Raw genomic sequence first — 1,532 nt, 5'->3', positions numbered from 1 at the left:
ACTCTCAATGGTTTGGTGGCGATAGCGAAGAGGTCACACCCGTTCCCATGCCGAACACGGAAGTTAAGCTCTTCAGCGCCGATGGTAGTCGGGGGTTTCCCCCTGTGAGAGTAGGACGCCGCCAAGCTTTTTTATTTTATCTACCATGTTTTTGTTTATGAAGCTTATAATATTCCGCAGTAGCTCAGTGGTAGAGCTATCGGCTGTTAACCGATCGGTCGTAGGTTCGAGTCCTACCTGCGGAGCCATTGCTTCCATAGCTCAGCAGGTAGAGCACTTCCATGGTAAGGAAGAGGTCAGCGGTTCGAGCCCGCTTGGAAGCTTATCTAAAATACGTTGATCTGAAGCAGTTTCCGCATGTTATGGAACTGTTATTTTTTTATTTGGATCAGTAAAAACTGTTACTGATTGCAACAGTTAAGGTATAGGTGTTTAAAGCGCGCTTTCTGATGAAGTTAGCCTTGCTTCAATGATTCAAAGAGATTAACATAATTAATTGTTAAACGGTATTGACTTTTATCAAAACCTTGATATAATTACTTTTGTCATAATGAGCAGTATGTTTAGATTGATCTGCGGGTTATACCGTTTGGATTTTTACTGAATAAATAATAATACAGTTTACCGCTATCTGAGGCTGTATTCTGGCCATGCTTTACATTTTTACTTGCGGAAGTAGTTCAGTGGTAGAACATCACCTTGCCAAGGTGGGGGTCGCGGGTTCGAATCCCGTCTTCCGCTCCATTTTATCCCAACGGGATATTGTGATATTAATTGCGCCCGTAGCTCAATTGGATAGAGCGTTTGACTACGGATCAAAAGGTTAGGGGTTCGACTCCTCTCGGGCGCGCCATAATATTTTTAAAAATCGGGAAGTAGCTCAGCTTGGTAGAGCACATGGTTTGGGACCATGGGGTCGCAGGTTCGAATCCTGTCTTCCCGACCATTCTCAAACTTTAAAGATAATATACTGGTTTTCTTTTTCTCTCTTTTTTTTAAAAAAATACTTGATTTATAGAGAGACACCGTGGTATATTATTAAACGTCGCTGATGAACAGCAGATAACAACAAAAAGCTTCGGAAACAACTTGAAAAAAGTTGTTGACATAAAAGAAGCTGAGTGGTAAGATAATAAAGCTGCTTCAACAAGCGGTAATGATCTTTGAAAACTAAACAAGACAAAACGTACCTGTTAATTCAAAGTTTTAAATAAATCGCACAGCGATGTGCGTAGTCAGTCAAACTACTTTATCGGAGAGTTTGATCCTGGCTCAGGACGAACGCTGGCGGCGTGCCTAATACATGCAAGTCGAGCGGACAGATGGGAGCTTGCTCCCTGATGTTAGCGGCGGACGGGTGAGTAACACGTGGGTAACCTGCCTGTAAGACTGGGATAACTCCGGGAAACCGGGGCTAATACCGGATGGTTGTTTGAACCGCATGGTTCAGACATAAAAGGTGGCTTCGGCTACCACTTACAGATGGACCCGCGGCGCATTAGCTAGTTGGTGAGGTAACGGCTCACCAAGGC

The 1,532-nt window shown here is 43.7% G+C and carries 5 tRNA genes and 2 rRNA genes; all 7 read left to right on the top strand.

Annotated features, from left to right (window positions below):
- Nucleotides 1-11: 11 nt before the first annotated feature.
- Nucleotides 12-127: ribosomal RNA gene (gene rrf, locus BXO87_RS00100) — 5S ribosomal RNA — on the top strand.
- Between the two features lie 46 nt (nt 128-173).
- Nucleotides 174-248: transfer RNA gene (locus BXO87_RS00095), tRNA-Asn, on the top strand.
- A 2-nt stretch (nt 249-250) separates the two neighbouring features.
- Nucleotides 251-323: transfer RNA gene (locus BXO87_RS00090), tRNA-Thr, on the top strand.
- 346 nt (nt 324-669) lie between these two features.
- Nucleotides 670-744 (top strand) — tRNA-Gly (locus tag BXO87_RS00085).
- Nucleotides 745-776: 32 nt separating this feature from the next.
- Nucleotides 777-853: transfer RNA gene (locus tag BXO87_RS00080), tRNA-Arg, on the top strand.
- 16 nt (nt 854-869) lie between these two features.
- Nucleotides 870-946 (top strand) — tRNA-Pro (locus tag BXO87_RS00075).
- Between the two features lie 303 nt (nt 947-1,249).
- Nucleotides 1,250-1,532 (top strand): 16S ribosomal RNA (locus BXO87_RS00070); the annotation flags it as partial.

It is taken from the genome of Bacillus sp. GZB (assembly GCF_001975995.1).
GTDB classification, from domain to species: Bacteria; Bacillota; Bacilli; order Bacillales; family Bacillaceae; genus Bacillus; species Bacillus velezensis.
The sequence above is the reverse complement of the archived record's forward strand: the minus strand, read 5'-3'. Positions and strand labels throughout refer to the sequence as shown.